Annotated in this window: 22 protein-coding genes; 12 read left to right on the top strand and 10 right to left on the bottom strand. The window is 38.2% G+C overall.

What is annotated here, in order from left to right:
• Positions 1-156 precede the first annotated feature (156 nt).
• From B5440_RS00380 to B5440_RS00365, 4 genes are all read left to right on the top strand, one after another.
• The gene (locus B5440_RS00380; RefSeq protein ID WP_070052601.1) at positions 157-1,590 is read left to right on the top strand and encodes an L-serine ammonia-lyase; all 1,434 of its coding nucleotides are present in this window, start codon (positions 157-159) and stop codon (positions 1,588-1,590) included.
• Positions 1,591-1,968: 378 nt separating this feature from the next.
• Complete coding sequence (locus tag B5440_RS00375) at positions 1,969-2,589, top strand: CPBP family glutamic-type intramembrane protease (protein WP_070052603.1); 621 nt, start codon at positions 1,969-1,971, stop codon at positions 2,587-2,589.
• Positions 2,590-2,659: 70 nt separating this feature from the next.
• A complete protein-coding gene (locus B5440_RS00370; RefSeq protein WP_070052604.1) occupies positions 2,660-3,664 on the top strand; it encodes an alcohol dehydrogenase in 1,005 nt (334 codons plus the stop codon).
• Positions 3,665-3,926: 262 nt separating this feature from the next.
• Entirely contained in the window at positions 3,927-4,916 is a 990-nt protein-coding gene (locus tag B5440_RS00365) for a formylglycine-generating enzyme family protein (RefSeq protein WP_070052605.1), read from the top strand.
• Positions 4,917-4,920: 4 nt separating this feature from the next.
• On the opposite strand, the gene B5440_RS00360 is transcribed toward B5440_RS00365, so the two are convergent.
• Entirely contained in the window at positions 4,921-5,379 is a 459-nt protein-coding gene (locus B5440_RS00360) for a nuclear transport factor 2 family protein (RefSeq protein ID WP_070052606.1), read from the bottom strand.
• A gap of 62 nt (positions 5,380-5,441) precedes the next feature.
• Between B5440_RS00360 and B5440_RS00355 the strand changes: the two genes are divergently transcribed.
• Genes B5440_RS00355 through B5440_RS00340 form a run of 4 tightly spaced genes read left to right on the top strand, consistent with a single transcriptional unit; the run spans position 5,442 to position 8,938 of the window.
• Positions 5,442-6,572 (top strand): glycoside hydrolase family 18 protein, encoded by a 1,131-nt coding sequence (locus B5440_RS00355; RefSeq protein ID WP_079711033.1) that lies wholly within the window; start codon positions 5,442-5,444, stop codon positions 6,570-6,572.
• Between the two features lie 60 nt (positions 6,573-6,632).
• Positions 6,633-7,451 (top strand): 3-methyl-2-oxobutanoate hydroxymethyltransferase, encoded by an 819-nt coding sequence (gene panB / locus B5440_RS00350; protein ID WP_070052608.1) that lies wholly within the window; start codon positions 6,633-6,635, stop codon positions 7,449-7,451.
• Between the two features lie 50 nt (positions 7,452-7,501).
• The gene (locus B5440_RS00345) at positions 7,502-8,200 is read left to right on the top strand and encodes an RluA family pseudouridine synthase (RefSeq protein WP_070052610.1); all 699 of its coding nucleotides are present in this window, start codon (positions 7,502-7,504) and stop codon (positions 8,198-8,200) included.
• 18 nt (positions 8,201-8,218) lie between these two features.
• On the top strand, positions 8,219-8,938 hold the full coding sequence (locus B5440_RS00340; protein WP_070052612.1) for an energy transducer TonB: 720 nt from the start codon (positions 8,219-8,221) through the stop codon (positions 8,936-8,938).
• 3 nt (positions 8,939-8,941) lie between these two features.
• On the opposite strand, the gene B5440_RS00335 is transcribed toward B5440_RS00340, so the two are convergent.
• Positions 8,942-10,486, bottom strand: a complete 1,545-nt coding sequence (locus B5440_RS00335) for a hypothetical protein (protein WP_070052614.1) — start codon at positions 10,484-10,486, stop codon at positions 8,942-8,944.
• 147 nt (positions 10,487-10,633) lie between these two features.
• Here B5440_RS00335 and B5440_RS00330 point away from each other — a divergent pair, with 147 nt between their 5' ends.
• From B5440_RS00330 to leuB, 4 genes are all read left to right on the top strand, one after another.
• A complete protein-coding gene (locus B5440_RS00330) occupies positions 10,634-11,806 on the top strand; it encodes a 2-isopropylmalate synthase (protein WP_070052615.1) in 1,173 nt (390 codons plus the stop codon).
• Positions 11,807-11,887: 81 nt separating this feature from the next.
• Positions 11,888-13,270: a 3-isopropylmalate dehydratase large subunit gene (leuC, locus tag B5440_RS00325; RefSeq protein ID WP_070052619.1), complete on the top strand. Its 1,383-nt coding sequence runs from the start codon at positions 11,888-11,890 to the stop codon at positions 13,268-13,270.
• Positions 13,271-13,885: a 3-isopropylmalate dehydratase small subunit gene (gene leuD / locus B5440_RS00320; protein WP_070052620.1), complete on the top strand. Its 615-nt coding sequence runs from the start codon at positions 13,271-13,273 to the stop codon at positions 13,883-13,885.
• 162 nt (positions 13,886-14,047) lie between these two features.
• Positions 14,048-15,163: a 3-isopropylmalate dehydrogenase gene (gene leuB, locus B5440_RS00315; RefSeq protein WP_070052621.1), complete on the top strand. Its 1,116-nt coding sequence runs from the start codon at positions 14,048-14,050 to the stop codon at positions 15,161-15,163.
• A gap of 182 nt (positions 15,164-15,345) precedes the next feature.
• Here the strand turns inward: leuB and argH are convergent, their stop codons facing one another.
• From argH to B5440_RS00275, 8 genes are all read right to left on the bottom strand, one after another.
• A complete protein-coding gene (gene argH / locus B5440_RS00310; protein WP_070052622.1) occupies positions 15,346-16,623 on the bottom strand; it encodes an argininosuccinate lyase in 1,278 nt (425 codons plus the stop codon).
• Positions 16,624-16,780: 157 nt separating this feature from the next.
• Positions 16,781-17,848, bottom strand: coding sequence for a M20 family metallo-hydrolase (locus tag B5440_RS00305; RefSeq protein WP_070052624.1), 1,068 nt, complete (start codon positions 17,846-17,848; stop codon positions 16,781-16,783).
• Positions 17,848-18,627, bottom strand: coding sequence for an acetylglutamate kinase (gene argB, locus B5440_RS00300; protein ID WP_070052626.1), 780 nt, complete (start codon positions 18,625-18,627; stop codon positions 17,848-17,850). Before argB ends, B5440_RS00305 begins: the two co-directional genes overlap by 1 nt.
• Before the next feature lie 99 nt (positions 18,628-18,726).
• Positions 18,727-19,701: an N-acetylornithine carbamoyltransferase gene (locus tag B5440_RS00295; RefSeq protein ID WP_070052628.1), complete on the bottom strand. Its 975-nt coding sequence runs from the start codon at positions 19,699-19,701 to the stop codon at positions 18,727-18,729.
• A gap of 182 nt (positions 19,702-19,883) precedes the next feature.
• Positions 19,884-21,011: an aspartate aminotransferase family protein gene (locus B5440_RS00290; protein WP_070052630.1), complete on the bottom strand. Its 1,128-nt coding sequence runs from the start codon at positions 21,009-21,011 to the stop codon at positions 19,884-19,886.
• Between the two features lie 2 nt (positions 21,012-21,013).
• A complete protein-coding gene (gene proC / locus B5440_RS00285; RefSeq protein WP_070052632.1) occupies positions 21,014-21,808 on the bottom strand; it encodes a pyrroline-5-carboxylate reductase in 795 nt (264 codons plus the stop codon).
• A gap of 161 nt (positions 21,809-21,969) precedes the next feature.
• A complete protein-coding gene (gene argC / locus B5440_RS00280) occupies positions 21,970-22,932 on the bottom strand; it encodes an N-acetyl-gamma-glutamyl-phosphate reductase (RefSeq protein ID WP_070052634.1) in 963 nt (320 codons plus the stop codon).
• The gene (locus B5440_RS00275; RefSeq protein ID WP_070052636.1) at positions 22,929-24,116 is read right to left on the bottom strand and encodes an argininosuccinate synthase; all 1,188 of its coding nucleotides are present in this window, start codon (positions 24,114-24,116) and stop codon (positions 22,929-22,931) included. Before B5440_RS00275 ends, argC begins: the two co-directional genes overlap by 4 nt.
• Positions 24,117-24,120: the final 4 nt, after the last annotated feature.

The raw sequence follows: 24,120 nt of genomic DNA, 5'->3' as shown, positions 1-24,120 counted from the left end.
TAAATCCGCCTATAAATCAAAAATATTATTTCAAAGGAAGCTCTCTAACCTTTCCCGAAGTAAGTTACTCGCTACGAAATCGTTTTAATATTTCTTCAATTCATTCTACTTCATACTAACAAATCCTTATTTTTGCAGTAAAATAGGAGTTATACGATGCGAAAAATTGAATGTATTAGTGTTTTTGATATGTTGAAGGTGGGCGTGGGCCCTTCCAGTTCTCATACTTTAGGACCCTGGCGTGCAGCACAACGCTGGATTGCAGAATTAAAGCAAAAAGGCACTTTTGAGGACGTAGAACAGATACATATAGATCTCTATGGCTCTCTTTCCCTTACCGGAATAGGTCACGCCACAGATGTTGCTACTGTTTTAGGACTTTGTGGTCACGATCCTGTAACTATGGATATTTCGGTAATTGATCCTGAAATTCAAAAGATTAGGGAAACAAAAAAACTTCAATTTAACGGCGAAAAAGAGATCGATTTTAGCATTGCTGACGATGTAAAGTTTAACAAGAAATTCCTTGAGTTTCATCCTAACGGAATGACATTTCGGGCTAAACTGAAAAACGGTAAAAAAACTTCCTCTTCTTTTTATTCTATCGGTGGCGGTTTCGTTGTAAAGAAAGAGCGTAAAAATGCCAGCAAGAAGATGAAAAGCTTTTTGGAATTTTCTTTTCCTATTGAAAAAGCTACGGAACTCCTCGCCTATTGTAAAGCTGAAAACAAACCTATTTCTGAAATAGTTCTGGAAAATGAAAAATCCCTTAGAACCGAAGAAGAAATAAATGCCGGCTTAAAACAAATTTGGGATGTGATGCTGGAATCGATGTTCATTGGCTGCCATACCGAAGGAACCCTTCCCGGCGGACTGAATGTGAAACGTCGTTCGTTTGAAATGCACCAACGCCTTATTGGCGAAGAAAAATATGATTCGCCCGAAGATTGGATAACCGCTATTAGAAGAACCGAAGTAAAGTTCAGACAAATCCTTAAGTGGGTGAGTTGTTTTGCCATTAGCGTAAATGAAGTAAATGCCTCTTTGGGTCGTGTAGTTACTGCACCAACAAATGGTAGTGCCGGCACCGTACCTTCAGTAATGATGTATTATATGGTGATAGAAAACCACGAAGCCACTTTTGAAGATATGAAACGCTTTATGCTGGTTGCCGGTGAAATTGGCAGTCTCTTTAAAAAAGGAGCCACGATTTCTGCAGCTATGGGTGGTTGCCAGGCAGAGATTGGTGTATCCTCTGCAATGGCTGCCGGCGGATTAACAGAACTACTTGGTGGCACACCGGAACAGGTACTAATGGCCGCAGAAATCGCAATGGAGCATCACCTTGGATTAACCTGCGATCCTATTGCCGGTTTAGTACAGGTACCGTGTATTGAAAGAAACGCAATGGGCGCCATAAAAGCCATTAATGCAGCTGAGATCGCCCTGGAAAGCGATGCTGCCAAAGCAAAAGTTCCACTAGATAAGGTGATTGAAACAATGTGGGACACCGCAAAAGATATGAATTCTAAATATAAAGAAACCTCCGAAGGCGGGCTCGCTGTAAAGGTGAGTTTAAGTGATTGTTAATCCTGGCGTCATTGCGAAGAGCGAAGCGATGCGGCAATCTGTTCTTTTGCTGCTCTCTGAAGGTTATCGATTGTTGGTTTCTAGTTCCGTTTTAGATTACCTGTCATTCAAAAAGAAAAATTGGTGAATTCGCGGCAAAAACAAAAGCCGTCATTGCGAAGAGCAAAGCGATGCGGCAATCTGTTTTTGATCTGTTCTCGGTTTTCGGTTATTGTTCATTTTTTAATTACAGTTTTTATTATTTCAGAAATAAAAATTCGTGAATTCGTGGCTTAAAATATCATACAGTATTAAATTGCAGCAATAATCAAATTCAATCCCTTGCAGCTCCTAAACATCCCACCAAAAGTCAGCAACCTCTTTCGCAATTACTGGTTCATGATAGGGACCTATTTTCTGTTTTTCTTTTTATTGGGATTTTTAAATACATTTTTACCAGAATTAGACCTCGAGAAATACCAGCAAACTGAACTATTCAACTTAATGGATCAGAGTCCGCTGGCATTTATTCTTATGGCGGTTATTATAGCGCCCATTTTGGAAGAAAGTATGTTTAGGACACTCATCAAGCCTTCTTTTGCCGAAATCTATATTTTTATTTGTGCGGTGCTTGCTTTTGTAGGCCTCGGTTTTATTCCTCAGGAAGCTCATTCTTTACTTAAATACGGCCTGGTAATATTATCTGCTATTATCATTTTTCTTTTTTTACAATCTCTTCAACCTTCAAGATTCCTTAGAATATTTCGTATAATTTTATACCGAAATTATAGGTTTATATGGCTACTTACTGCTGCTCTTTTTGGCCTGGTTCATATCTGGAATTATGTTGAAGGCTGGCAATTTGACCTGATTTTATTCCTATTGATTTTCCCAAGAATTATCGCCGGATATTTCTTCGGAAAAATAAAAGTCGAAAACGGAAACCTTATCTGGCCAATTACAATGCACGCCATGAATAACGGAATTGTAGTATTCTTCCTGCTTCCAAAGCTCTTATAAACTTATTTAACAAAGACTTAAAACAGAAGCTTTTAGCCTTTTTGTAACTTCATCTAATTAAAAAAATGTTATGAAAGCTATACAGGTAAAAGAAAAAGGCGGTGATTTTCATGTTGTTGAAATAGACAAACCATCACCAAAAGAGAACGAAGTTTTAATCAATGTAGAAGCTTGTGGCATTTGCCATAGCGATGCCTTCGTAAAAGATGGCGCATTTCCGGGGATTGAATATCCACGGGTTCCCGGCCACGAAGTGGTAGGAATTGTAGAAGAAGTTGGTGGTCGTGTAAACAACTGGAAAAAAGGCCAGCGCGTTGGCGTAGGTTGGCACGGCGGACATTGTTTTGAATGTGAACCTTGCCGTCGTGGCGATTTTATTAGCTGCGAAAACGCAAAAATAAGCGGGATTTCCTACGATGGTGGTTATGCCGAATTTATGACTGCGCCACAGGAAGCGGTAGCAAGTATTCCGGAAGATCTATCTTCTGCCGAAGCTGCTCCCCTGCTCTGTGCCGGGATCACCGTTTTTAATGCCTTGAGAAATTCAGGAATTACCGCCGGAGATACCGTTGCTGTTCAGGGAATTGGCGGTTTGGGCCATTTAGCCATTCAGTATGCTGCAAAAATGGGAATGCGCACCGTAGCCATTTCTACCAGTGACAGCAAAAAAGAACTAGCTGAAGAATTAGGCGCACATCATTTTATAAATGCAAAACAAAAAGATGCGGCCAAGGAACTGCAAAATATGGGCGGTGCAAAACTCATTCTTGCTACTGCACCAAATAGCGAAGCAATTACCTCGGTAATTGGTGGCCTGGGAATAGACGGTAAACTATTAATGGTGGCAGCAACCGGAGATCCTATTGAGGTTTCGCCAATGGAACTTTTAATGGGAAGAAAATCGGTTGCGGGTTGGCCTAGCGGTACCGCAATGGATTCTGAAGATACTTTAAAGTTTAGTGCAATGACCGGTACAAAACCAAAAATAGAAGAATATCCGCTAGATAAAGTCAGTGAAGCTTATGATAAAATAATCAATAATAAAGCGAGGTTTAGAGTGGTTTTAAAGCCTTAATAAACTTTGATTTTTATAAAAACTGCCACGGAATTTACAAATACTAATTTTGAATTTCGTGGCTTTTTATTTGTGCGATTTTACCACGAATTCACGAATAATAATTTTATAAAGGCCTTACATCTAAGTTGCAGAAAACCACTTTAAAGTTTTTATTCCTTTAATTAGTATAATATTAGTGTATTTGTGGCTGGAAAATATTTTTACCAATGGCCAATCTTTAGTTAGAAACACTTCTATATCTTTAGCCGAAAATTGATTAATGCATTTCTTCTTCATAAAATATTTCGTCGTCGCCTGTCTCTTCTGTTCATTTTTCAGCTGTAAAAATCAGGAAAAAGAGAAGGCTAAAACTTCCGAAGAAAAGATTGAAAGAACTGACAAATCCTATCACGAAAAATATCTGGAAGAAATTGCCGAAATAGAAGAAGGCGATTCAGTTTCAACCTCTGGAATGCTAAAAATTGAAGGAGGGGAATATATGATGGGTGGAAATTCGCAACAAGCCCGGCGCGATGAATTTCCGCAGCATAACGAAACAATTGAAACAATTTGGGTAGATGAAACTGAGGTGACTAATGCTGAGTTCAGAAAATTTGTAGAAAAAACCGGATACGTAACTACCGGCGCAATGGTTTTTGATGCCGAAAATCCGCAGGCCTGGTGGAAGTTTAGAGAAGGTGCCAACTGGAAACATCCGCAAGGGCCCGAGAGCAATATTAAAGGTAAAGAAAATCATCCGGTGGTGCAGGTTTCCTGGTATGATGCTATGGCCTATGCGAAATGGGTGGGAAAACGTTTACCTACTGAAGCAGAATTTGAATACCTGACTCGAGGCGGAAAAGAAAATCAAGTCTATCACTGGGGAAATGACTTTGAAGAAGCTATCGAGTTTGTTAATTTTCATCAGGGCGATTTTCCACTTACTAATGAAGTAAAAGACAATTTTGAAAAAACAGCACCCGTAAAAAGCTTTCCTCCTAATGCTTTCGGACTTTATGAAGTTTCCGGGAATGTCTGGGAATGGGTTTTAGACACTTATTATCCCAATGCCTATTCAAAACTGGAACAACGCACCGATGGCTATTTCAAGGAATATTTTAATGAAGAACAACAAAAAGTTATTCGGGGTGGTTCTTTTTTATGCAGTGAATCTTACTGTACCGGCTATAGAACTGCCGCCCGAATGAGTTCTACACCCGAAAGCGGCCTGGAACATTTAGGCTTTAGATGTGTAAAAGATGTAGAATGAAAATTTATTTACAACCTAATTTACTGCGAGTGTCTACCAGGTAAATAATTTTCCATTCGCCTTTAGACTTCATCAATTGAAAAGTATTTACCCCGCAATGACTTAATTCATCATTTAAAAAAAATCTATACGGCGTACTTGCATTGGCGATAATTCCGTTAGTATTGATTTTAAAGTCGCTTAATTCCTCTCTGAATTTGGTAGATTTTGGGATAGAAGCAATAGATTTCAAGAAAGCAGTGTATTCTTCGGTAGATAGAATAGTATTCCCTTTTGCATCAATGGCCACCGATTGCATTTTAATTTCTGGATGGGCAAATTCTTTTAGCGCAGTAGAGTCCTGGGCGTGAAAAGCTTCAAAAAAGTCTTCAATTAAAACCTTAATATCTTCCGTGTCAGTATTCTTTTGGCTCCACGCGCACTGGTAAATCAGGAATAAACCTATTAACAATAACTTCTTCATTAAATCTTCTTATTTAAACGCTAACTTAGTATTTTAAAATATCACTCTCAAGGTTTTAGATTATGAAAATTGTAAAAAACATGCTGCTTATACTATCGGTAGGAATAATTCTCGCTAACTGCCAATTACAAGCTCAGGAACAAAATTCAAAGAAGATTGTAGGTTATATTGTTGCCGGCAATGTAGATGATAAATTCGATGAAATCTCTGCAGATAAGCTTACTCACATTAACTACGCTTTTGCGAATATTAAAGACGGAAAAATTATAGAGGGAAATGCAAAAGATGTAGAACGCTTGAAAAAACTAAACAGTTTAAAGAAGAATAATCCTGAATTAAAAATCCTGATTTCAGTTGGAGGCTGGACCTGGTCTGGTGGCTTTTCTGAAGCCGTGGCTACCAAAAATGACAGGGAGCGATTTGCCAATAGCGGAATTTCCTTTCTTCAAAAACATAAAATTGATGGGATAGATCTAGACTGGGAATACCCAGGACAACCGGGAGCAGGAAATATTCATTCTCCTAATGACAAAGAAAATTTCACCGCTATCCTGAAACTATTTAGGAAAAAGTTAGATTCAATTGGTAAAATCGATAATCGAAACTACCTACTAACTATTGCCACTGCTGCAAATGAAGAATATTTAAAGCACGTTGAATTAAATAAGATTCATCCTCACCTGGATATTATAAATATTATGAGTTACGATTACCAGGGTGGCTGGAACGATTCTACTTCACATCATACCAATTTATATGTTTCAGAAACCGATCCTGATGATTATAAACAGAGTACTAAAACTGCGGTAAAAGAACATTTGGCAGCGGGTGCTCCTTCAGAAAAACTTGTTATAGGAATGGCTTTTTATGGGCGAGGTTGGCACGAAACCCAAAATCAAAACTCAGGTCTTCACCAAAAAGCTTTCGGAAATTCTTTCAGTATAAATTATCGAGAATTAAAAGACAGTTTAAAAACAAGTAATTATAGGCGCTTGTGGGATGAAACGGCTAAAGCACCGTATTTATGGCGCGAAGATACCGGCACCTTTATCACGTATGATGATCCCGAGTCTATAAAGAAAAAAGCTCAATTTATTAAAGAGAATGATCTTGGCGGAGCAATGTTTTGGCAATATCATGGAGACGATGGCGAATTATTAAAAACGCTATATTCTGAACTTAAAAAACAATAAAACCAGCTTCTTGCCTAAAAACCGAGTGTTTTTGTACTTTTACCTTCCAAAATTGAAAATATGTCTGTAGCTAAGAAAGAATATAAAAGAGTTACCACTAAGTCACTGGTAGATATGAAAAAGAATGGCGAGAATATCGCTATGCTTACCGCATATGATTACTCGATGGCAAAAATTGTAGATGGCGCTGGAATAGATGTAATTCTTGTGGGAGATTCTGCCAGTAATGTGATGGCAGGACATGAAACCACGCTTCCTATTACTTTAGACCAAATGATTTATCACGCAACCAGCGTGGTAAGAGCTATAAATCGTGCGCTTGTTGTTGTAGATCTTCCTTTTGGAAGTTACCAAAGTGATCCTAAAGAAGCTTTGAGATCGGCTATTAGAATTATGAAAGAAAGCGGCGGACACGCTGTAAAACTTGAAGGCGGAAAAGAGATTAAAGAATCGCTGAAACGTATTCTTAACGCAGGAATTCCGGTAATGGGACATTTAGGGCTAACCCCGCAATCAATTTATAAATTTGGTACATATACCGTTAGAGCAAAAGAGGAAGAAGAAGCCTATAAATTGAAATCTGATGCGCTATTATTAGAACGCCTTGGTTGTTTCGCCATAGTTTTAGAAAAAGTTCCGGCAAAATTGGCAAAAGAAGTAGCTGAAAGTATAAATATCCCTGTTATAGGAATTGGCGCAGGAAACGGTGTAGATGGCCAGGTTTTGGTTGTTCACGATATGCTGGGCATGACACACGAATTCAACCCGAGATTCTTAAGAAGATACGCCGATTTACATACCGAAATGACTAAAGCTTTTGAAGGTTATAGAGACGATGTAAAAAGCAAAAAATTCCCGTCTGATGACGAACAATATTAGTTCAGTAAGCAGTAAAAAATTGTAGGTTACAGGCAAATAAAATATCCAGTTTGGGAAAAACAATTTCAGATAAAAATAACCTCCAGGTACTTTTTGAAGATAATCACATCATCGTGGTAAATAAGCGACCCGGTGATATTGTGCAGGGAGACAAAACCGGTGACAAACCGCTTAGCGAAGTCGTAAAATCTTATTTAAAAGAAAAATATAATAAACCCGGAAATGTTTATTTGGGTGTAGTTCATCGTCTTGACAGGCCAACTAGCGGAATTGTACTTTTTGCGAAAACCTCTAAAGCCCTTCCCAGGCTCAATAAACTTTTTAAGGAAAAGAAAGCGCAAAAAACCTATTGGGCTATTGTAAAAAATGAGCCACCAAAAAGGTCGGATACTTTAATTCATTTTTTAAAGAGAAATCCGAAACAAAACAAATCTTACGCACATATTAAAGAAGTTCCTGAAAGTAAAAAGGCTATTCTGGAATATCGACTTATAAAAAAACTCGATAACTATTTTTTGTTGGAAATAGATTTGCATACAGGGCGGCATCATCAAATTAGGAGTCAACTTTCCGCGATAGGCAGCCCGATTAAAGGCGATCTAAAATATGGATTTGACCGAAGTAACAAAGATGCCAGTATTCATCTGAACGCCAGGGCACTTAAATTTATCCATCCTGTAAAAAAAGAAGAAATTCACATTCTTGCACCTCCTCCAGATGAAGTACTTTGGAATAACTGTATCAACTAAAAACTACCTAAATCACCTATGAAGAACTTTTACCTCAGCTTAATTTTTACAGTAATTTCATTTTCCGCATTTGCCCAGGATACTATTTATATGGACAATAATTACCAGGAATTGGATACGAAAGAAGGTGCTAAATATTTTAAAATTGTTATTCCTACTCCAGATAAAGACTACGAATTTTTAAGAACCACGTATTTTGCGGATGGCACAAAAAAAGCTGAGCAATCTTATGATCTTAAAGATGAAAAGAAAGTTTATGAAGGGTTACATAAACATTATTATGAATCTGGAGAATTATTTCATTCGATAGAATTTAAGAAAGGAAAAATGCACGGAGAATTAGTTGCATATTGGAAAAATGGAATCAAAAGGAGACACGATTATTTTAAGCGAAACAAGCTAAAAAAAGGGAAGGTTTGGAATGAAGCTGGAGAAGAAATTGAATACTTTCATTTTCAGATTCCACCTGAATTTCCTGGAGGGCAAAAAGCTTTAAAAAAGTATCTAATAGAAAATATTAAAATACCTAGTTATCATAATTCTATGCAGAGAGTAGTAGTAAGATTTACTATTGATACTGATGGAAACACAACTAATATAAAAATAAAAGAGAAAGCCCCTGCAGAATATATGGTAGAAGCATACCGGGTTGTAGATGAAATGCCCAATTGGAAACCAGGGAAGCGATTTGGAAAGGAGGTAAATGTAAGTTATGGTCTTCCTCTTGTGTTTCAATAATCACTATCTACTCACCAAAGCCGCTTTTTCAGCGATCACATCAGCCACAGGGCGGTTTTGTATTTTACTTTCTAGCCAGGAAATTATATCAAGATATAAAAAGGCCCTGCGTTCATAAGGATGATCTTCAAATTCCTTTAGTTTACTATGCAGTTTTTTGAATTCATCTTTAATTTCAAGCGGGGATACTTCGGGTAAATTTCTAAGAAAACGAATCATTTCTTTTTGTACCTCGTGCAAATCGTTCATTTTAATCAAAAACTTGTAGGTAGATTTTACCAGGCGATCTAAATGATAATCTAGGCCGGCTTCATAATGCGCGACCAAACTTAAAATTCGGGCAAAACACATTAAGTCTTCCCGCATTTCCAGGGATTTATTATTAATAATCTTATTTAGATATTCAATACACTTTTTATTATTTCCGTCCCCAAAATAAAGACTGGCAATTTTATAGTAAAAAACCATAATGTGATGTTCGTCAATACGGTCTTTATATTTTTTTATTCGCTTCTGAATTTTTTCAACCAAATCATCCCCATTAGCAAAATTCCCCTGCATAAAACGTAAATTTAGTTTATTGGAATATAAATAAAGAAAAGCAAGGGCTTTTATATTATCATCATCTGGAATCTTAGACTCTTTGAGCATACCTTCAAGGTTCTTCAGCGTCTTTTCAAATAAATTGGTATGATTTAGATAAAATAGAGATTCTAGTAAATAGTGATTACCCTTTAAGTACGAAACAGGGTGAATAGATACTAAATGCTTATGCTCGTTAAAAAGGTCTATCCATTTCATAGAATAGCGATAGCAGGCTAAAAAATCCTGTGTGATAAAGCTAAACCAAAGATGAGCCTTATAAAGCCATAGTTTTTCTCTAAAGCCTATATCTTTGATCTTATATTCCGGAAGATTTTGGTAAAAATAATTTCTGATACTATCAGCTTCCTCCTGTGTCCTGGCGTAACCCATTTTTAAGAAGATAGCATATAATTGTAAAGATAAGTTTGAAAGCTTGCTGGATATTAAATTTAGCTTGCTCAAATCTTCTGTTTGCTGAATAAGACTTTCGGCCCGGTTTTCTATACTTCGTGTAATATATTGCGACTCTATTATCTTTTCCAGCTCCAGGATCTCATAGGCCAGGTTTTTCTCTTCGTATTCCAGCGCCTGCCCCTTTATCTTATCTAGTAATTTCAGACTTTGTTTATATAAACCTTTTCGGTAAAGAATATAAGCAAAATCGAATTGCTCCCTAATTTGCACCGGAATGCTTTGATGGGCAGGATTCAACCTTAAACTAATAAGAATTTGCTTATATAAATGCGCCTTAACATTAGATAACTGCTGCTTGCTAATTTTGGTTTTCTGAAGAATTTCCTTCTCATTATACTTCTTCAGCTTGGTCATTACCTTAAATAAATTGAGAAATTTACTATCGGTATTCACACCAATTCTTCCTACATACAACGAAAACTGTCGTTTTTCTGAAGGGGAAAGCGACTTTATTAAAGAAAATAAGTTGTCGGTTAAATCATTAGTCATTGTAACACAATCGTTTATAAAACACTGATTTACAGTGATATTACATTTTTATTTTTAATTTAATTATCGTAATGACCTAATCCGCGAAGGTCTGGAGTGTATAGATTAGCAATACTTTAGTTAAAGATAAAGTAAAATAAATCTCTTATGAGCACAGAAAAGGTAGAAATTTTTGACACGACGTTACGAGACGGAGAGCAGGTTCCAGGTTGTAAATTAAATACAGCCCAAAAACTTAAAATCGCTGCGCGCCTTGATGAGCTGGGAGTAGATGTTATTGAGGCAGGTTTTCCTGTTTCCAGTCCCGGCGATTTTCAATCGGTTTACGAAATCTCTAAATTGGCTAAGAACGCCGCCGTTTGTGGACTCACCCGTGCTGTAAAAAAAGATATTGAAGTTGCTGCTGAAGCTTTAAAACCCGCCAAAAAACCACGTATTCATACCGGGATTGGCACTTCAGATTCTCATATTAAATACAAATTCAATTCAACACGAGAAGAAATTATTGTGCGTGGTGTTGCCGCGGTAAAACACGCCAAAAATTTTGTAGATGATGTTGAATTTTATGCGGAAGACGCTGGAAGAACAGATAACGAATTTTTAGCTCGTGTCTGTACCGAGATGATCAAAGCCGGAGCCACTGTATTAAATATTCCCGACACTACAGGATATTGCCTTCCTGAAGAATATGGAAGAAAAATAAAGTACTTAAAAGATAATGTTAAAGATATTGACAAGGTTAGAATTTCCTGTCACTGCCATAACGATTTAGGTCTTGCCACGGCAAATGCCATCGCTGGAGTGATGAACGGTGCCCGCCAAATAGAATGTACCATTAATGGTATTGGCGAGCGTGCAGGAAACACGGCTTTAGAAGAGGTTGTTATGATCTTGAGACAACATCCGAATTTGAATTTAAATACCTTAATAGATCCAAAATTCCTTTTTGATACCAGTTGTATGGTTTCTAAAGAAATGGGAATGTTCGTGCAGCCAAATAAAGCTATTGTAGGCGCTAATGCATTTGCTCATAGCTCAGGGATACACCAGGACGGAGTGATCAAAAATCGTGAAACCTACGAAATTATTGATCCTGCAGAAGTTGGGGTTACCGAATCGGCTATTGTTTTAACTGCAAGAAGCGGTAGAGCAGCTTTAGCACATAAAGCCAAAAAAATGGGCTACAATTTAACAAAACTTCAATTAGATGAGGTTTATTCTGAATTCTTGAATTATGCTGATGCGAGAAGATGCGTAGAAGATCAGGATATCCATGAGATTATGGAAATTTCAGAAAGAAGAATTAGAGCAATCGCCTAAAGGCAGAACGCAAAATGGCAGCACAGGAAAGGACTATTAACCTGTGATGAATTCCCGGGATGGGATTGAATTTATAAACAAATGAAGAAAACTTTATTCGATAAAATTTGGGACTCCCACGTGGTGGAATCTGTACCAGATGGGCCGGATATTTTATATATCGATAAACACCTAATTCACGAAGTCACGAGTCCGCAAGCTTTTAATGAGCTAAAGGAACGTGACATTTCGGTGTTTCGACCAGATCAGATTGTTGCTACGGCAGACCATAATACGCCCACCGAAAATCAGCATTTACCGGTTAAAGATTTATTGTCCAGAAAGCAACTTAAGGAGTTAACCCAAAATTGCGAGGAAAATAATATTACACTTTACAACCTGGGTCATCCTTATAACGGGATTGTTCACGTAATGGCACCAGAACTCGGGATTACCCAACCGGGAATGACGATGGTTTGTGGCGACAGCCACACCTCTACTCACGGTGCTTTTGGTACTATTGCTTTTGGAATTGGCACCAGCCAAGTTTCCCAGGTTTTTGCCAGCCAATGTGTTTTGGTCCAGAAACCAAAGAAATTGCGGGTAAACGTAAATGGAAAACTTAAAAAAGGGGTTTTACCAAAAGACGTGATTCTTTATATAATAAGTAAACTCGGCACAAATTCCGGAACAGGATACTTCTGCGAATATGCGGGGAATGTCTTTGAAGAAATGTCTATGGAAGGCCGCATGACGGTTTGTAATATGAGCATTGAAATGGGTGCCCGTGGTGGTTTGATCGCTCCCGATGAAACAACCTTTGAATATGTAAAAGGTAAAGAATTCGCACCGAAAGGTGAAGAATTTGAATCAGCAAAAGCTTACTGGGAAACTTTAAAAACCGATGAAGATGCTGATTTTGACCAGGAATATTCATTTGATGCCGAAGATATTGAACCCATGATCACCTACGGAACAAATCCGGGGATGGGAATTAAAATTACTGGTGCAATCCCTATGGAAGGTGGAAAAAGCGACGCTAAAGCTTTGGCCTATATGGGCTTTAAACCGGGAGAATCTTTACTGGAAAAACCTATTAATTGGATTTTCATCGGAAGTTGTACTAACTCAAGAATCGAAGATTTTCGCCAGGCAGCAGCTTATATAAAAGGTAAACAAAAAGCGAAAAATGTAAATGCTTTAATTGTACCGGGTTCACGCCAGGTGGCCGCACAAATTGAAGCAGAAGGTCTTCGCGAAGTATTTGAAAATGCGGGCTTCACGCTCCGGCAACCGGGATGTTCTGCGTGTCTAGCGATGAATGACGATAAGATTCCCGCCGGCGAATACTGCGTTTCTACCAGTAACCGAAATTTTGAAGGAAGACAGGGCCAGGGTTCCAGAACCATATTAGCAAGTCCGTTAACGGCGGCAGCCACTGCAGTTTCAGGCAAATTAACCGACTTTACAAAACACTTAAATTAAATGGAAAAGTTTATCACATTAACCGATACAGCGGTTCCTTTAGAAATAGAAAACGTAGATACCGATCAGATAATTCCTGCCAGGTTTCTTAAAGCAACCGATAAATCGGGGTTTGGAGAAAACCTATTTCGTGATTGGCGTTTTGATAACAATGACGAGCCAAATCCCGAATTTGCTTTAAACAAACCAGAATATAAAGGATCTATTTTAGTTGCAGGAGATAATTTTGGTTGCGGCTCCAGCCGGGAACACGCGGCCTGGGCTCTTAAAGCTTATGGCTTTACGGTAGTGGTCTCCAGTTATTTTGCCGATATCTTCAAAGGAAACGCGCTAAATAATGGCCTGCTTCCCGTTCAGGTAAGTCCGGAATTTTTAGACCAGCTTTTTGTTGAAATCACCAAAGATCCTTCCGTAGAAATTAATGTAGATCTGGAAGCCCAGAAAATTAGTATTCCGAAGGGAGATATTTCAGAAAGCTTTGAGATAGATCCGTATAAAAAAACCTGTATGATCAATGGCTTTGACGATATAGATTTTCTGGTAAGCAAACTGGATGCAATAAAAGAATATGAACAGAAAAGATCACAAAAACTAGAAGGGACCACAGCCTTGTAGATTTGAATATGAGTAGATACCTGGAATAAACGTCAAGCTGAACTTGTTTCAGGATCTAAGTTGAATAAACACTTAAGAAGCTGAAACAAGTTCAGCTTGACGAGATAAAAATTCGGAGGTAATTTCGGATTAAAAAATAACCACACATAAAGAAGAAGAAAAATGAAATTAAAAATAGCAGTCTTGCCCGGAGACGGGATAGGTCCTGAAATCACACAGCAATCAGTTAAAGTTTTGAAAGCTGTAGCAGATCGTTTTGATCACCACTTTCAATTTGAAGACGCCTTGGTAGGTGCGGCAGCAATAGATTTGCTGGACAATCCGTTACCTGAAGCTACGCTGGAATTGTGCAAGAAATCTGATGCTGTGTTATTTGGGGCCATAGGACATCCAAAGTATGACAATGATCCCGATGCAAAAGTTAGACCTGAACAAGGGCTCTTGCACCTAAGAAAAGGCCTCGGACTTTTTGCCAATATTAGACCCGTAAAAGCTTATGATAAACTTATAGAACAATCGCCATTAAAGGCCGATCGTATTGCAGGTGCAGATATGATGATTTACCGGGAACTTACGGGCGGAATTTATTTTGGCGATAAATTTACGGCTGAAGATGGCCAAAGCGCCACCGATATTTGCACCTATTCTGTCGAAGAAATTTCCAGGATGGCACACCTTGCTTTTAAAGCTGCACAACAACGATCTAAAAAATTAACCCTGGTAGATAAAGCCAATGTTCTGGAAACTTCCAGGTTATGGCGAAAAACAGTAACTAAAATTGGCGAAGAATATCCAGATGTGGCGCTGGACTTCCTTTTTGTAGACAACGCGGCCATGCAAATGATTCTTAACCCAACTCAATTTGATGTAATTCTTACCGAAAATATGTTTGGCGATATTCTTTCAGATGAAGCCAGTGTAATTGGTGGCAGCATCGGGTTATTGGCATCGGCATCTGTAGGAAAAGAAAACGCAATGTTTGAACCTATTCACGGTTCCTATCCGCAGGCAACCGGTAAAGGAATTGCAAACCCTGTAGCTTCCATTTTATCGGCAGCAATGCTTTTAGAGCATTTCGGTTTGGTAGAAGAAGCCGAGGCAGTAAAAAAGGCGGTGGAACTTAGTATTAAACTAAATGTTTGCACCATAGATATTAACAAAGATAACCATTATACCACCGAAAAAGTGGGTGATTTCCTTGAGGGACTTATCAGTGAAGTTGATAATATTAGTATCAACAACGAAAACCTGAACCTTGGGCAAATGACTATTATTTAAGATTATTTTTCTTCATTTATGTTTTGAACCCTTCGCATTTCGTGTGGTTTTGTGGGGGGTTTTTTAGTGATACCCAGATCCTGGGAGCTTGAATAGCTTCCAGGATCTGTTGGTAGAACTATCCCGACTTTTTTGTCGGGATCTTATTAATTTAATCTAAACTCACATAAAAATTCAAAAACCTAGGCCTGATCTTTTTTTCTCCTAATTTCTTCCAGCGCCAGATTATCCTTACTTCCTAAATGTGAATGCTTTTTTCCTTTAGCAGCTTCATAAGTTCCTTCCTGCACCTGGCCGCCAATTATTTGATAAGCCTCTCTAAAAGATTTTCCCTGCATCACCAAATCGTTAATACTATCTACCGTAAAAAGATATTTATATTTTTCATCCTGTAAATTGATATCCTTCACCTTAATTAAAGCGATGGAGTGAATAAAAACATCAAGGATTTCTTTAATATTTTCTACCGCATAAATACTGTTTTCTTTTATCAGTTGATAATCCCGGTGGTAACCGCTCGGTAAATTATTAGTAATTAAAATCATCTCGTTGGCGATACTCTGCAACTTGTTGCATTTCCCACGAATCAATTCAAAAACATCGGGGTTTTTCTTGTGTGGCATAATGCTGGAGCCTGTGGTAAGTTCATCGGGGAAGGTGATAAAATCGAAATTCTGACTCATATATAAACAAATATCCATAGCGAAACGAGCCAGTGTATTTGCTACTGAAGAAATATTCGAAGTCACTGTTCGCTCACATTTTCCACGTCCCAATTGCGCCGCCACTACATTATATTTTAGAGTAGAAAACCCTAACTCTTTGGTGGTGAATTCCCGATCTATAGGAAAAGAAGAGCCATAACCTGCCGCAGAACCTAACGGATTTTGATCTACAACTTTCAACCCGGCTTCGAGCAAATAAAGATCATCGATAAGCAATTCTGCGTAAGCTGAAAACCATAAACCGAAACTCGAGGGCATCGCTACCTGCAAATGCGTATATCCAGGAAGCAATTTTTCCTGATGTTTATCTGCAAGGCCTAAAAGAACATCTATCAATTGTTTTGTTTTACCAGAAATCTCTTTCAAATTTTCTTTGAAATACAATTGCATAGCTACCAAAACCTGGTCGTTCCTGGATCGGGCTGTATGGATTTTTTTACCGGTATCCCCAAGCACTTTTGTAAGTTCAAATTCAATTTTAGAATGTACATCTTCAAAATCCTCTTCAATCTCAAAACTTCCATTTTCAAGTTGCTGCTGAAGTTTTTCTAATTCTATTTCTATACTTTTCACTTCTTCTGAAGTCAGAATATCAACTTTCCCTAGCATTCTTGCGTGAGCTTTTGAAGCTTTTAAATCGTATTCAGCAAGGTGCATATCAAGTTCCCGGTCATTTCCCACCGTAAACTTTTCGATCTTTTTATCTATAGCTAATCCTTTATCCCAGAGTTTCATAGTTTTATTTTTTTGTTCAAGTCATTTGAAACATGTTGCAAGCGTCATCCTGAATTTATTTCAGGATCTAATGTTTTAGAACCCTGAAGAAATTAGAAGCTGAAACAAGTTCAGCTTGACGAAAGTATACATCATTAATCAGTCTTTTTCCTGGTTATCATCTAAAAGCCTTATCAAGCAATTTTATATACTTTTCAATCCCTTCTTCAATTTCTTTCACATAAATAAATTCATCTGCGGAATGCGACCTGGTGGAATCCCCCGGACCCAATTTCAAAGAAGGACAACTTAACATCGCCTGGTCGGAAAGTGTAGGTGAACCATAAGTTTCCATTCCTAAAGCAATTCCAGCCTTTACTAACTCGTGCTTCTTAGGAATTGAAGAAGAATTCAACCGAAGCGAGCGCGCAAATATTTCATCTACTGGAGCTTTTTCCTGTAAAATTTGTTCAATTTCAGCGTTGGAATAAGCATCATTCACCCGTACATCTATTACCAAATCTACGTGTCCCGGCACAACGTTATGTTGACTACCGGCATTGATCTGGGTTACCGTAAGTTTTACTTTACCCAAAGCTTCAGATTCCTTCGGAAAATCAAATTCCTGAAACCATTTTAAAGCTTCTGCTGTTTTGTAGATCGAATTATTATCATTGGGATGAGCGGCGTGTGAAGGAGTTCCCTTTACTTTTGCATCAAAGACTACCAGGCCTTTTTCGACAATTGCCAATTGCATTAATGTAGGCTCCCCAACGATGGCAACATCAACTTTGGGCATTTTAGGCAACATACAGGAAATCCCGTTTTTGCCATTTATTTCTTCTTCGGCAGTTCCTGCAAAAATCAGGTTATATTCCAGATCTTTGGCTTCATAAAACCAGGTGAAAGTAGCGAGTAAAGAAACCAGGCAACCACCGGCATCATTACTACCCAAACCATATAATTTACCGTTTTCAATTTTGGCTTCAAATGGATCTCGAGTATATGCTGAATTAGGTTTTACCGTATCATGATGAGAATTCAGCAACAAGCTTGGTTTAGTCGGATCAAAATATTTATTGGTAGCCCAAACATTGTTCAAATGCCGATAAAAGGTCATCTCTTTAGTTCGAAACCATTCTTCCAGTAATTCGGCTGTTTTATCTTCTTCCTTTGAGAAGGATTGCGTTTTAATAAGATTTTTTAGTAATGCTAAAGCATCCCTTTGTAATTCTTCGAGCATCATCAATTCGTGATTTTAGTATAAACTGATTCTTTCTTTAATAACCTGAAATCTCCCAGGAATATATTCTTAACCCCGTTTCCCAAAGCATGAAAACTGTTGTGCAGTTTAGGAAGCATTCCATCATTTATTATTTTTCCTTCAAGTAGTTCCCGGTATTTTTCCCGATTAATTTCTTCAATTACCGAATCCTCATTTTTTGTATCGGCCAAAACGCCTTTTTTCTCAAAGCAGAGATAAAGTTCGGTTTCATAAATTGAACTCATCGCCTTGGCGATTTCCGCGGCAACAGAATCACCATTTGTGTTTAAAAGCACACCCTCTTTTGTACAGGAAATTGCCGAAAAAACCAGCGTAATATCTTGTTTTAATAGGGAATCGATAAACTTAGAATTCACCTTCTCGACATCTCCTACAAAACCGAAATCGACTTCCTTAACAGGACGTTTTTTGGAAGTAATACTCATCCCGTCGGCACCACTTAAACCAATTGCATTGTTTTGAAGTGCCTGAAGTTTAGCAACAATATTTTTATTGATGAAGCCTCCATAAACCATAGTGATCACCTTAATAGAATCGGCATCGGTGATTCTCCGCCCTTCGAACATTTGGGTTTTATAACCGAGTTTTCCTGCAATTTCGGTAGCGAGGTTTCCGCCGCCGTGAACCAGGATTTTGGGACCTTCTAAAGCAACAAAATCTTCAAGGAAGGCTGAAAACTTAGTTTCATTTTCAATAAGCTTCCCTCCTATTTTTACAACTTTTAAAAGCTCGTTTTTCATTTTTTAAATTTTGGTCTTCAATTATATGTCACATCGAGCGGAGTCGAGATGGCAAACCTAGTTAAATGTTTTCTCAACTGCTTTCGAACTTACAAGAGCTTAAGCATTCTTCCCCAATTCTGTTTCCTTTACTTTTTCTTTTAAAACCCTTTTTAAAACCGCCTGCGCAGCAAAAGTTCTGTTTCCCGCCTGTTGAATCACCACGGAGTTTTCTGAATCCAAAACCTCATCAGCAATTACCATATTTCTTCTAACCGGCAAACAATGCATCACTTTTGCATTATTGGTAAGTTTTAATTTTTCCGCAGAAAAAGTCCAGTTTCGGTCTTCACTTAATTTCTGACCGTAACTTTCATAACTGCTCCAGTTTTTTACATACACAAAATCGGCATCTTTTAAAGCCTCAGCCTGATCGTGCATAACTGGAATATTTTTAGTGATTTTTGGGTTCAAATCATAGTCTTCCGGATTGGTGATCACAAAATCGGCATCCAGTTTTTGCATAATTTCAGCAAAAGAATTGGGTACACTTTGCGGTAAAGTTTTTGGATGTGGAGCCCAGCTAAGCACAACTTTTGGTCTGTCTTTTTTCTTTAATTCTGAAATAGTAATCGCATCGGTAAGTGCCTGCAATGGGTGTCCGGTAGCACTTTCCAGATTTACAACAGGTACAGAAGCATATTTTTTAAAACTATTCAATACCGTTTCAGCCTCATCTTTTTCTTTGTCCTTTAAATCAGGAAACGCCCGTACTGCGATAATATCACAATATTGTGATAATACGGCGGCTGCTTCTTTAATATGTTCAGCTTTATCAGAATCCATTATTGCCCCATCCTCAAACTCCAGCTTCCAGCTATCACTTCCTGCATTCATTACCATCACTTCCATCCCCAACAATTTCGCGGCTTTTTCGGTACTTAAACGCGTACGTAAACTGGGATTGAAAAACAGCATTCCCAGGGTCTTCCCTTTACCAATTTCTAAAGTAGATGTGCTTTTTTTCAGCTCTAGCGCTTCAGTAATTAATTGCTGTAAATCTTCTATGTCTGATAATTCAGTGTAATTTTTCATTCTATTTTCTTTCTTTTGATGCAATCTAAAAGTTCTCAATCTCGTCATCCTGAATTTATTTCAGGATCGAACATATTAGAAGCTGAAACAAGTTCAGCTTGACGATTTTTTTGAAAGTGATTCTTTTAATACTGAAATCACTTAATTAACTAAATCTCGCCTTTGTTCGACGTGGTAGTTGTTCAATTTAAAACAATTTTCAAAGCTTTAAATAACTCATCAAAATGCTCTTTTTTAATATTTAAAGGCGGTAAAATCCGCAGTAGTTTTTTGTTGGCAGAAGCACCGGTAAAAATTTGATGTTTATACAACAACTCTTTTCTCAATTGTGCGATCTCAAAATCGAATTCTAAACCAATCATTAATCCACGTCCTTTGATCTTTTTGATCTGTGGAATATCAGACGCTTTCTGCTTTACATATTCAAATAATTCAGCAGCATTCTTTAAAAGATTTTCTTTTTCAATAACCTCCAAAACCGCAATCCCCGCGGCACAAGCCAAATGGTTTCCACCAAAAGTAGTTCCCAGCATTCCGCGTTTTGCTTCAATAGCTTTATCGATTAAAACACCGCCAATTGGAAATCCATTCCCCATTCCTTTGGCGACGGAAATGATATCAGGTCGAATTTCGTGCTTCTGAAAGGCGAAAAAATCACCAGTCCTACCGTAACCGGACTGCACCTCGTCTGCAATTAGAACTGAATTATATTTTTCACATAATTCAGCTGTTTTTTGATAAAATTCGGAAGAAGCCTCGTCCAGGCCACCAACGCCCTGGATCACTTCAAAAATAACTGCGGCCACATCGCCTTTTTTCAACTCATTTTCAAGCGCTTCAGAATCTTCAAAAGCTATTTTCGTCGCTCTATGATTTTGATTGAAGGGTGCTTTAATCTTTTCATTGTCAGTCACCGAAACCACTCCAGAAGTTCTTCCGTGAAAAGCATTTTTAAAATAAATCACGCGGTCTTTCCCGGTATGAAAAGAAGCAACTTTGAGCGCATTTTCATTTGCTTCAGCCCCCGAATTACATAAAAACAGACTGTAATCTTCTATTCCTGAAAGTTTTTCCAGCTTATCGGCAAGTTTATTTTGCAAAGGATTTTTGACCGAATTTGAATAAAAACCCAGTTCTGAAACCTGTTTAGAAATTGAATTCACATAAGCAGGATGAGAATGACCAATAGAAATTACCGCGTGACCGCCATAAAGGTCGAGGTATTTATTTCCTTCTTTATCATAAACAAAAGCGCCCTTGCCCTTCACCGGGGTGATATCGTAAAGCGGATAAACATCAAATAATTCCATAGTTAGTCGGTTGTAATGGTGTTTATTTTCTTGAAGGAAGCCTGGATTCCTTTTATCAGTGAAGAACTAAGTCCGTTGTGTTCCATTTCGTTTAAGCCTTCTATAGTGCAACCTCGTGGCGTAGTTACTTTATCGATTTCCTCTTCGGGATGTTTTCCAGATTCAATAAGCAAGCTGGAAGCACCCAAACAGGTTTGCATAGCCAGTTGCTGCGCATCTTTAGCATCAAAACCAAGTTGCACAGCGCCCTGGGTGGTAGCGCGAATCAGTCGCATCCAAAAAGCGACTCCACTGGCGCAAATCACCGTAGCAGCCTGCATTTTGTTTTCCGGAATAATAATACTTGTGCCCAATCGATTAAAAATAGCCTCAGCGATCGCGATGCGTTTTTCACCTTTTTCGTTGCTGCAAAGACAGGTCATTGATTTACCCACGGCAATTGCCGTGTTGGGCATAGAACGCACAATAAACTGATCCCTGCCAACAATAGCTTCCATAGCAGCGATCTTAAAGCCTGTGACGGTAGAAATAAGAACATGTTTCTCGGTAAGCTGATCTTTAATCTCTTCCAAAATGCGCTCCATTTGCATAGGTTGAACCGCAAAAACAAGGATATCGGAATTTTGAATGGCTTCCCGATTATCTTTAGTTACCGTAACTTTTGAATATTCTTCGTACTCCTGAAGCTCCTCGATCTTTCGTTTTGTGAGGTAAAGCGTGGTAAACGCATTGTTCACAATAAGTCCTTTGGCTATGGAAAGTCCAAGGTTTCCGGCTCCTATGATGGCTATTTTCATATTTTTGGTTTTAGTTGGTTTGCCACGAATTCACGAATATTTATGAAACCTTACAGGTTTTAATTCCGGTTCCTAAGGGAATTAGATCCTGAAACAAGTTCAGGATGACGCCTTTCATTTTTATTCGATCAATTATATTTGTGTATTAGTGGCATATCTCATTAAAAATAACTCGCTTTTAATTTTAATCCGGTAGTTTCCTCAAAACCAAACATCAAGTTCATATTTTGAACTGCCTGCCCGGAAGCGCCTTTCAGTAAATTATCAATTACACTGGTTATTAAAATCTTATTACCGAATTTCTGTAATTTCAGCAGGCATTTATTGGTGTTTACTACTTGTTTTAAATGCAGCTCTTCCTCTACCACAAACGTAAATACCGAATCTTTATAGGCTTCAGAATAAATCGCCTTGGCTTCCTCCAGGCTTCCTTCAAACATTGTATATGCAGTTGCGTGGATTCCCCTAGAAAAATTCCCCCTATTTGGAATAAAATTAATTTCCGGGAGTTTGTTATTCTGAAGTAGCTTTAAGCTCTGCCCTATTTCATTTAAATGCTGATGTTCAAAAGCTTTGTAACTGGAAAAATTATTATCTCTCCAGGTAAAATGCGTAGTAGCCGAAAGTGAAGTTCCCGCTCCGGTTGCTCCGGTTACCGCATTGATATGCACTTCATCCTGCAACAATCCGGCTTTCGCAAGTGGCAAAATTGCTAAACTGATAGCCGTGGCAAAACATCCGGGATTAGCTATAAAATCAGCTTTTTTGATCTTTTCTTTATTGAATTCAGGTAAACCGTAAACAAAAGCATGTTCGCCATTCATTCGATAATCGGTACTTAGATCTACAATTTTTGTTTTTTCTGAAAACTGATTTTCAGCAAGGAATTTTATCGAATTTCCGTGTCCCAGACATAGAAAAACCACGTCTGCATTTTTATTGATCTCTCCGCTGAACTGCAGATCGATCTCACCCAGTAAATCCTGATGAACACCTGCAACAGGTTTCCCCGGTTGGGAGGTGCTATACACAAAGTCCAGATCTACCTCTGGATGATTTATTAAGATCCTGATGAGTTCTCCGGCCGTATAACCGGCGCCACCTATTATTCCTGCTTTTATCATTTTTCTGCATTAACGTGTTGATAGATCTTTCCCGCATTCGATAGAATCTTTATAAATCCTTTAGCATCATCGGCGGTCCAGGCTTTATTTTCTTCACCATAATTTCCAAATCCGGAATTCATTAAATCGTTTTCAGATTTAATTCCGTCTAAAGTGAATCTGTAAGGATGCAAAGTGATAAAAACTTCTCCGCTAACCTGCTTTTGTGAACTTTCTAAAAAAGCCTCCAAATCTCGCATTACAGGTTCTAAATACTGGCCTTCGTGCAAATGCGTACCATACCAGTTAGCCAAATAATCTTTATGTTGCAATTGCCATTTACTTAGCGTATGTTTTTCCAGTAAATGGTGCGCTTTAATAGTAATTAAGGCTGCGGCAGCTTCAAACCCCACTCTACCTTTAATTCCAATAATTGTATCACCTACGTGGATGTCTCGCCCAATTGCATACTTGGAAGCGATATTTTCCAGGATCTCAATATTCTTCTCAGGAGAATTATCTTTTCCATTTACCGCGGAAAGTTCACCTTGTGAAAATGTCAAGCTGATTTGTTTCGGTTCTTCCTCCTGAAGCTGGGAAGGAAAGGCCGATTCGGGCAAAGGTTTTTCTGACGTCAAAGTTTCGGCTCCACCAACACTGGTGCCCCAAAGACCTTTATTCACTGAATATTTTGACTTTTCCCAATTCATTTCCACGCCATTCTGCTTAAGGTATTCAATTTCTTCCTGTCTACTGAGTTGCTTATCCCTGATTGGCGTAATAATCTCAATTTCCGGAGCAATAATTTGAAAGATCATATCAAAACGCACCTGGTCGTTTCCCGCTCCTGTACTACCGTGAGCAATATATTTAGCATCAATACTTTTTGCGTAATTCACGATCTCTATGGCCTGTACAATTCTTTCAGCACTAACCGATAGTGGATAGGTATTGTTCTTTAAAACATTTCCGAAGATTAGGTACTTCACCACTTTATGGTAAAATGAGGAAACTGCATCGATATTCTTATAGGTCTTTGCCCCTATTTTTTGTGCGTTTTCTCCAATTTTCTTCACTTCTTCTTCTGAAAATCCTCCGGTATTCACACTTACCGCGTGGACTTCAAAATTTTCTTCTTTAGATAAATATTTTGCGCAGTAGGAAGTATCTAAACCTCCACTATATGCTATAACTACTTTTTTCATTTTT

This window comes from Salegentibacter salarius, from assembly GCF_900168265.1.
In the GTDB taxonomy this organism is placed as follows: domain Bacteria; phylum Bacteroidota; class Bacteroidia; order Flavobacteriales; family Flavobacteriaceae; genus Salegentibacter; species Salegentibacter salarius.
Note: the sequence above shows the minus strand (reverse complement) of the source record. Positions and strands in the feature narration are given on the sequence as shown.

What these genes read in the sequence shown, in the direction of transcription:
- B5440_RS00380 (WP_070052601.1), top strand. Translation starts at nt 157, where the DNA reads ATGCGAAAAATTGAATGTATTAGTGTTTTTGATATGTTGAAGGTGGGC.
- B5440_RS00375 (WP_070052603.1), top strand. Translation starts at nt 1,969, where the DNA reads ATGATAGGGACCTATTTTCTGTTTTTCTTTTTATTGGGATTTTTAAAT.
- B5440_RS00370 (WP_070052604.1), top strand. Translation starts at nt 2,660, where the DNA reads ATGAAAGCTATACAGGTAAAAGAAAAAGGCGGTGATTTTCATGTTGTT.
- B5440_RS00365 (WP_070052605.1), top strand. Translation starts at nt 3,927, where the DNA reads ATGCATTTCTTCTTCATAAAATATTTCGTCGTCGCCTGTCTCTTCTGT.
- B5440_RS00360 (WP_070052606.1), bottom strand. Translation starts at nt 5,379, where the DNA reads ATGAAGAAGTTATTGTTAATAGGTTTATTCCTGATTTACCAGTGCGCG.
- B5440_RS00355 (WP_079711033.1), top strand. Translation starts at nt 5,442, where the DNA reads ATGAAAATTGTAAAAAACATGCTGCTTATACTATCGGTAGGAATAATT.
- panB (WP_070052608.1), top strand. Translation starts at nt 6,633, where the DNA reads ATGTCTGTAGCTAAGAAAGAATATAAAAGAGTTACCACTAAGTCACTG.
- B5440_RS00340 (WP_070052612.1), top strand. Translation starts at nt 8,219, where the DNA reads ATGAAGAACTTTTACCTCAGCTTAATTTTTACAGTAATTTCATTTTCC.
- B5440_RS00335 (WP_070052614.1), bottom strand. Translation starts at nt 10,486, where the DNA reads ATGACTAATGATTTAACCGACAACTTATTTTCTTTAATAAAGTCGCTT.
- B5440_RS00330 (WP_070052615.1), top strand. Translation starts at nt 10,634, where the DNA reads ATGAGCACAGAAAAGGTAGAAATTTTTGACACGACGTTACGAGACGGA.
- leuC (WP_070052619.1), top strand. Translation starts at nt 11,888, where the DNA reads ATGAAGAAAACTTTATTCGATAAAATTTGGGACTCCCACGTGGTGGAA.
- leuD (WP_070052620.1), top strand. Translation starts at nt 13,271, where the DNA reads ATGGAAAAGTTTATCACATTAACCGATACAGCGGTTCCTTTAGAAATA.
- leuB (WP_070052621.1), top strand. Translation starts at nt 14,048, where the DNA reads ATGAAATTAAAAATAGCAGTCTTGCCCGGAGACGGGATAGGTCCTGAA.
- argH (WP_070052622.1), bottom strand. Translation starts at nt 16,623, where the DNA reads ATGAAACTCTGGGATAAAGGATTAGCTATAGATAAAAAGATCGAAAAG.
- B5440_RS00305 (WP_070052624.1), bottom strand. Translation starts at nt 17,848, where the DNA reads ATGATGCTCGAAGAATTACAAAGGGATGCTTTAGCATTACTAAAAAAT.
- argB (WP_070052626.1), bottom strand. Translation starts at nt 18,627, where the DNA reads ATGAAAAACGAGCTTTTAAAAGTTGTAAAAATAGGAGGGAAGCTTATT.
- B5440_RS00295 (WP_070052628.1), bottom strand. Translation starts at nt 19,701, where the DNA reads ATGAAAAATTACACTGAATTATCAGACATAGAAGATTTACAGCAATTA.
- B5440_RS00290 (WP_070052630.1), bottom strand. Translation starts at nt 21,011, where the DNA reads ATGGAATTATTTGATGTTTATCCGCTTTACGATATCACCCCGGTGAAG.
- proC (WP_070052632.1), bottom strand. Translation starts at nt 21,808, where the DNA reads ATGAAAATAGCCATCATAGGAGCCGGAAACCTTGGACTTTCCATAGCC.
- argC (WP_070052634.1), bottom strand. Translation starts at nt 22,932, where the DNA reads ATGATAAAAGCAGGAATAATAGGTGGCGCCGGTTATACGGCCGGAGAA.
- B5440_RS00275 (WP_070052636.1), bottom strand. Translation starts at nt 24,116, where the DNA reads ATGAAAAAAGTAGTTATAGCATATAGTGGAGGTTTAGATACTTCCTAC.